This is a genomic window from Streptomyces sp. UNOC14_S4, assembly GCF_020740835.1.
GTDB lineage: Bacteria > Actinomycetota > Actinomycetes > Streptomycetales > Streptomycetaceae > Streptomyces.
In genome coordinates, this window is the sequence record NZ_JAINFC010000410.1 from 1 (window position 1) to 6,961 (window position 6,961).

The 6,961-nt window shown below is 65.6% G+C and carries 4 protein-coding genes; 3 read left to right on the forward strand and 1 reads right to left on the reverse strand.

All coding sequences use genetic code 11. The features are described from left to right. Nucleotides 1–56 precede the first annotated feature (56 nt). A complete protein-coding gene (locus K6I34_RS28020; protein ID WP_308294070.1) occupies nucleotides 57–440 on the forward strand; it encodes a tyrosine-type recombinase/integrase in 384 nt (127 codons plus the stop codon). A gap of 226 nt (nucleotides 441–666) precedes the next feature. Here K6I34_RS28020 and K6I34_RS28025 read toward each other — a convergent pair whose 3' ends face one another. Continuing rightward, nucleotides 667–2,757: an AfsR/SARP family transcriptional regulator gene (locus K6I34_RS28025; RefSeq protein WP_229329987.1), complete on the reverse strand. Its 2,091-nt coding sequence runs from the start codon at nucleotides 2,755–2,757 to the stop codon at nucleotides 667–669. Nucleotides 2,758–3,250: 493 nt separating this feature from the next. On the opposite strand from K6I34_RS28025, the gene K6I34_RS28030 reads away from it, so the two are divergent. After that, nucleotides 3,251–3,466, forward strand: a complete 216-nt coding sequence (locus K6I34_RS28030) for an MbtH family NRPS accessory protein (protein WP_229329989.1) — start codon at nucleotides 3,251–3,253, stop codon at nucleotides 3,464–3,466. A gap of 45 nt (nucleotides 3,467–3,511) precedes the next feature. Next, on the forward strand, nucleotides 3,512–6,961 hold a 3,450-nt coding region (locus tag K6I34_RS28035), incomplete at its 3' end, for a non-ribosomal peptide synthetase (protein ID WP_229329991.1).

Here is a 6,961-nt window from a genome sequence, read left to right on the forward strand (position 1 = left end):
CACGGGCGTGCCTTCCCGACCGACGCTGCGAACGTCGGCCTACTCGATGACCATCAATCGATCACCCGGGAAGGTACGCCCTTCGTACACCAACCCGGGTCCGATCCACAGGTCTTGAGCATTGCTCCGGGAACTGGCGTCGGCAGACCTGGTGGCCGGCTGTTCGCGCCGCGACCTACCTGGATCCGACGACCAACATGCACGTACTCGTGCCGGAGTACCCGCCGCATGCCACCCGCCACACCACTGCCTCGTGGCTCGTGCAGAATGGGGTGTCGCTGTACGAGGTGCAGCACCTGCTCGGTCACGAGAGCTACCAGACCACGCAGCGGTACGCGCACCTCCAGCCTGACGCTCATCAGGCGGTACTCGGAGCGTGGCAGCGCCTTGACGCTCAATTGACGCTCCAGGGTCCTGATGGCCTCGCCCTGGCGACCTAAAAGTGCCTCTGACCTGCGGTTTTATCCGAGACTGCGCCGCATCGACATCTTCTCGATGACGCATCATGTGGAGTGCGTGGCGATTCTGAAGCCTGTGGGAAACCGCATCTGACCTGTCGGGCGGCCTGTTTGGGGGCATTACGCCTGCTGCCCTGGCCATTTGGCTGGGGCAGCAGGCGGCTGGCGCTGTTCATAGCGGCCGTGCCCCATCAGTGATCAGCACGGCCTAGTCTCTCAGTCGGCACCCTGATCGGGCCTCGCGCAGAGGCACCGTCCAGCGCTCAGCTCCGGCACCAAAAGGAATGGAGACGTTCCGCAGGGTCTCCACGAGAGAGCAGGCGATGGCGTCCCGGCCGGATTCGGATGCCTGCTGGGCCAGGGCGGCCAATGTGGTGCGTTCCGAAGCGAGCCAGTTCCGTGGTGAGACGAGTACCTGACTGCTTGGCTCGAGGTCGTCTCTAAAAGCAGGTCGTCCCGCTTCCTGCACAAGCACGAGGCAGTGAGTGAAGACGCGGTCAAGAGCTGCCTCTCGCTCGTCCGGAGTGTCCTCCGTGCATGCCAGCTCCCGTGCCGCGAGCGCGACGAGTTCGTGAAATCGGTAACGCAGTTCACCGGTCCCGGGGGTGCTCGTCGACGTCAGCAGGAGCCGGGCGTCGACGAGTGCCTCGACGAGATCAGTGCCTTGTGCACCCTGCGTTTCCTGACAAGTGAGCAGAGAGTCTGCCACCCACGCCGGAAAGTCTGGGACCCGGAGCAGACCCAGGCGCCGGAAGGCCACCCTCTCGGGGCCGGTCAGCCGCTGGTATCCGGACAGGATCGCGGCGCGTGCGTCCAGGTCACCCAGGCGCAGTGCGGTCAGCCGGTGTCGTGGGTCCGCGAGCCATTCCGCGAGCCTGGCGAGGGACCAGTGCGGTTTGCGAATCAGATGTGCACCCGCGATTCTCAGAGCGAGCGGTAGATTACCGCAGTACTCGACGATCCGCTCCGCATCTGCGATCTGTGTCCCAATGCGTTCTTTGCCAATGTACCTGCCGAGGAGCTCAACGGACTCCCGAACGCTCGGGCGGTCCAGTTCGATGCGCTTGATCCCTTCCAGGGTGGGCAGGCGGGATTGGCTCGTGACAATTGCCCTGCTGTTAGCGGAAGATGGCACCAGTGGACGCACTTGGTGTTCGTCAGCGGCGTTGTCGAGCATCACGAGGACGCGGAGTCGGCCCAGCTGGAGGCGGTACAGGCGCCTTCGCTCTTCCATGCCTTCAGGGATATCGGCCGCAGGTACGCCGAGGCCTTCAAGCAGTTGGGAAAGGGCATCCGCCGGGCCGATGGGTTGGCCCCGGGCATCGCGCAGATTGATGTAGAGGCGTCCGTCTGGAAAGTCACGGTCCTTCAGATGGGCGGCATGCACGGCGAGTGCCGACTTACCCACTCCGGGCATTCCCGTGATGAGTTCCACGCCCGGATGTTTCTCGTCGGTGATTTCCGACAGGGTGGCCAACTCGGCTTCACGGCCGCTGAAGTCCGCGATGTCGATCGGAAGTGTGTCGGGCCGGGTCTCCGGACGCTCAGGCGGTGTCGGTACGGGGACCGGCCGGACGCCGGTGAGAATGGCGTGATGGGCGTCGCGAAGCGACTGGCCCGGTTCGACGCCAAGCTCTTCGACGAGGATCCGGCGCGCCTCTTGGTAGGTCTCCAGCGCATCTGCCTGCCGCCCTGACCGGTTGAGGGCAGTCATGAGTTGGGCCCGGAAGTGCTCCCTCAGCGGGTGCTTGGCTACGAGTCCAGTCAATTCGGAGACGAGCTGGGCGTGCCGACCGAGGGCCAGATCGGCCTCGATCCGGCTTTCCTGGGCGGCCAGGCGGGCTTCTTCAAGCCATGGCCGTTCTGCATCGATGAGGAATTCACTCACGTTGGCCAAGGCGGTGCCGCGCCACGTCGATAATCCACGGTGGAGCATTTCTGCAGCCGCCTTGTCATGGCCTTCAAGTAGCGACCGACGCCCCTCGCGGGTAAGCCTGTCGAACTCTTGGTAATCGAACCAGGAGTCCTTGATGTCGATGAAGTACCCGGGCTGTTCCCTGACGATTTCGGCGTCGGGGCACAGGATTTTGCGCAGACGTGACACGTATGTGTGAATCTGTGCGTTGAAGGTGGCAGGCGGATTTTCCCCCCATAACAGCAGGCTCAGCTGGGCATCGGAAATTATTCTTCCCTGGGAAAACAGAAGTGCGGCCAGCAAGGTGCGCGGTTTGTTCCCCTTGAGGTCGACGAGTTGCCCGTTCCGGCGCACTTCTACTGCGCCGAGTACATAGAATTCCACGTTTTCTGACCTCTGAGAGATGAAGACGGTATGCCTTCCCGGACCCGAGGTCGACCGACCGGATGCTCGGGAAAGAATGCGCAGGAATGGTGGGCGTGTGGAAGTGGCTCTTGCCCGCCCTCGATGTTCACAACTCAGAGTGGATGTATCAAATGCACAAAAGACCCCCCCTTGATGCATTGATCTCCATTGATCGTACACACACGCTTGAACACGGTGCAAGACGGAAACTCCCGCTCCGCTTGACATGAGTCCGGCATTTGATTGTATTGCCCGATTTGGGGGAGTGTTTCGCGCGGGCGGTGCATCTCCTGCGGCATTGCCTGTTCCCTCTCGTACATATGGAGACGGTGTGGTGCTCGTATAGGAGCTGTATAGGAAGCGGGCAAGTATTTCTTGGGTACGGGCTCCGTCAGCCATGGGGCCATCCGATCCGTCATGCAGCCGAGCGCACGGGCGAATCGGCGGCATGCCCAGCCAATGAGGAGCGCCGGTGAGCGCCGTGAACAACACCTCCACCCATCGCGTCGTGCGCAACGACGAGGAGCAGTACTCGATTTGGTGGGCTAACAGGGAGCTTCCCGCCGGTTGGTACGCCGAAGGGTTCCAGGGAACCCAGGACGAATGCTTGGCCCACATCAGTGAGGTCTGGACCGACATGCGTCCCTTGAGCCTGCGCCTGCGGATGGAGCACCAGACCGCTTCCTGACCCGACCGAGGAGCCGAGTTGAGCCCCCTGATCCATCAACGAGTTATGTTGCAGGCCGTCCGGACACCGGACGCCGTCGCTGTGATCGACGGACAACGGCATCTCACGTATGCAGCACTGGACGCACAGTCCGGTCGTTTGGCTTCACGCCTGCGGGACCGAGGTGTCGGTCCGGAGCAGCTTGTGGGTGTCCTGCTGCCCCGGGGGCTCGACCTCGTAGTCGCCTTGCTCGGCATACTCAAGTCGGGCGCGGCGTATGTACCGCTGGACACCACGCACCCCGTGGAGCGGGTACGGAGTCTGCTGGAGGACACCGGTGCCAAGACCGTGGTCACTCGGGAGACGCTGGCCGAGGCGCTCGAAGGCACTACCGCGAATCCGCTGTTCCTGGACTCTGGCCGGGGAGCCGGTGAGCCGCCCACCGAGGCCGAAGTGGCCGCTGACAACGCCGCGTACGTCCTCTACACCTCCGGTTCCACCGGTAAGCCCAAGGGCGTGGTCGTCACTCATGGCGGGCTCGCCAATCACATCGACTGGAAGATCCGCCTGCATGCGCTCGGGGCGGGCGACCGGGTTCTTCAGCGCACGCCGGTGAGCTTCGACGCCGCGGTCTGGGAGTTCTTCGCGCCGATCGCCTCCGGTGCCACGCTCGTCATGGCTCCGGAGGGCGCCGAGCGCGACCCGGCCGTCATCGTCCGGGCGGTCACCGAATATCAGGTGACAGTTCTTCAGCTTGTCCCCTCCGTGCTGCGGCTGCTCATCGAGGAGCCGGGCTGGGACGAGTGCGCTTCGGTCCGGCTGCTGTTGTCCGGCGGTGAGCAGCTCCACGCCGATCTGCTCACGGATGTGAAGGCCGAGGTGTGGAATGCCTATGGCCCCACCGAGTGCACCATCGAGGTCGCTGCCGGACGGCACGACCCGGGTGTCAACGCAGGCAACGTGTCCATCGGTAGGCCCGTGGACAACCTGCGTCTGCTGGTTCTCGACAGCAACGGAGAACCGGTCCCCACGAATATCCCCGGGGAACTGTACATAGGCGGGGCGGGTGTCGCCCGCGGCTATCTGAACCGTCCGGACCTGACCGCGGAGAGGTTTGTTCCCGATCCGTATGGCCAGGACGGTGCGCGTCTGTACCGTACCGGCGACCGAGTGCGCTGGCGTGGGGACGGCAACCTCGAATACATCGGCCGCCTCGACCAGCAGGTCAAGGTCGACGGTGTGCGCGTGGAGCCCGGTGAGATCGAGGCCGTGCTCGGCTCCCATCCGGACGTGTCCGGCGCTGTCGTCTCCACGGTGCGGGGCGCGGACGGCACCGCCAGACTCGCCGCGTACGTGTGCGGGGGACCGGCTCCGGCGGAGCTGCGCGCGTTCCTGCGCAGCCGGCTGCCCGCGCCGTTCGTCCCCTCCGTGTTCATCCCGGTCGACGCCTTCCCACTGCTCCCCAACGGGAAGGCCGACCGGTCCGCGCTGCCGGCCCCCGTCTTCGATGCCGATGGTGGCGGCCGGCCCGCGTTCGCCGCACCGCGCACCGCGGCCGAACAGGCCGTCGCACGTGTCTGGAGCGAACTGCTCGGTATCGAACGCGTCGGTGTGTACGACGACTTCTTCCAGCTCGGCGGCTATTCCCTCCTGCTCGTCCGGCTCGCGGAGCGACTGCGTACCGTCCTCGGCGGAGAGATTGACGTCCAGGACCTCTACTCGGCCTTCACCGTCGAGGCCCAGGCCCGTCTCGTCGAGGCGGGCGCCACGGGCCTGCCTCCGGTCACGGCGGTGCCTCGCGAGGAACCCCTCCCGCTCTCCTTCGGCCAGCAGCGCCTCTGGTTCCTCGACCGCCTCACTCCTGGCAGCGCCGAATACACTGTGCCGCTGTTCGTACGGCTCACCGGCCGTGCCGACCACCGGAAGATACAGCGCGCCTTGGACATGCTCGTCGCGCGCCACGAGATTCTCCGCACCGGCTACACGGTCGTCGACGGTGAGCCGCGACAGATCGTCCATGGCCCTTCCCCCGCCGAGTTCCGGGTCGCCGCCACCGCCGATCTCTCCTCGGAGTCCCGTGCGGAGATCGGACGGGGCTTCGACCTGACGGACGGGCCGGTGTGGCGTGCTCTGCTGATACCCGATGTCGACGGTGACGACGTACTTTTGCTGACGCTACATCACATAGCGTGCGACGGCTGGTCTGCCGTTCTCCTCGAGCGCGATTTCCGCGCCCTGTACGCCGGGGAGACTCTGCCCGCTCTCCCACTGCACTACGCGGACCACGCCGTCTGGCAGCGCCGTGAGCTCACCGAGACGGTGCTCGCTCCCAAGATCGCCGCCTGGCGTGAAGTGCTGGACGGCATTGCCCCGCTGGAGCTTCCCACCGACCGGCCGCGCCCCCCGCTGCGTGACGGACGCGGTGCTGTGGTGACCTTCACGGTGCCCGGGGAAACGGCCCGTGGGGCCCTGGCCGCCGGACACCGCAATGGCGCGACGCCGTTCATGACGCTCATGACTGTCTTCAGCGCCTTGCTCGCCCGCTGGACCGGGCAGTGGGACGTGGCCGTCGGCACCCCGGTAGCCGGGCGGCTGCGGCCCGAGACGGAGGGAATGGCCGGGTTCTTCCTCAATTCCCTGGTGCTGCGGTGCGGCCCGGCGCCGGATGCGACCTTGGTCCAGGCCCTGGAGCGGACCAGGGACATGAGCCTGTTCGCCTTCGCTCACCAGGACGTCCCCTTCGAACGGCTCGTGGACGAGCTGGAGAACGACAGGGACCTCTCGCGCACTCCGCTCTACCAGGTTGCCTTCGACCTGCACGACGAGGAGCTGACCGGAGGTCTCTCCGGCGGAGCCGATTCGGAGATCATGCGCGAGGCGTGGCGGGTGGCCAAGACGGACCTGACGCTCTTCATGCGCCGATGCGCGGACGGATCGTACGCGGGCGGCTTCGAGTATGCGACAGCTCTGTTCGACAAGGCGACGATCGAGCGAATCGCCCGTTGCTTCGTACGTCTTCTGGAGCAGACGGGCGCCGACCCGGAACAGCGGCTGGGTGAACTCGACTTGCTCACCGACGCCGACCGAGCGCAACTCGCCTCGTGGAACGACACCGCCACCGAATGGCCCGCCACCAGCACCCGCGCCCTCTTCGAGGAGCAGGCGCTGGCCACCCCCGACGCCGTCGCGATCACGTACGAGAACGAACACCTGAGCTACCGGCAGCTCGACGAAAGAGCCAACCGGTTCGCACACCGGCTCCATGGCCTCGGCGTCACCCCCGGAGACACCGTCGGGGTACTGCTCGGGCGTGGTCCCGATCTGCTTGCCGCGCTGATCGGTACCTGGAAGGCGGGAGCGGCCTACATCCCCGTCGATCCGGAGTTCCCAGCCGAACGTATTGGCTTCATGCTGAGTGACGCGGGTGCGAAGGCCGTCGTGAGCGAGAGCGCATACGCCGACTTGCTGTCCGGTTCCTGGCAGGGCCCCCTCCACCTCACCGACACGGACCGACAG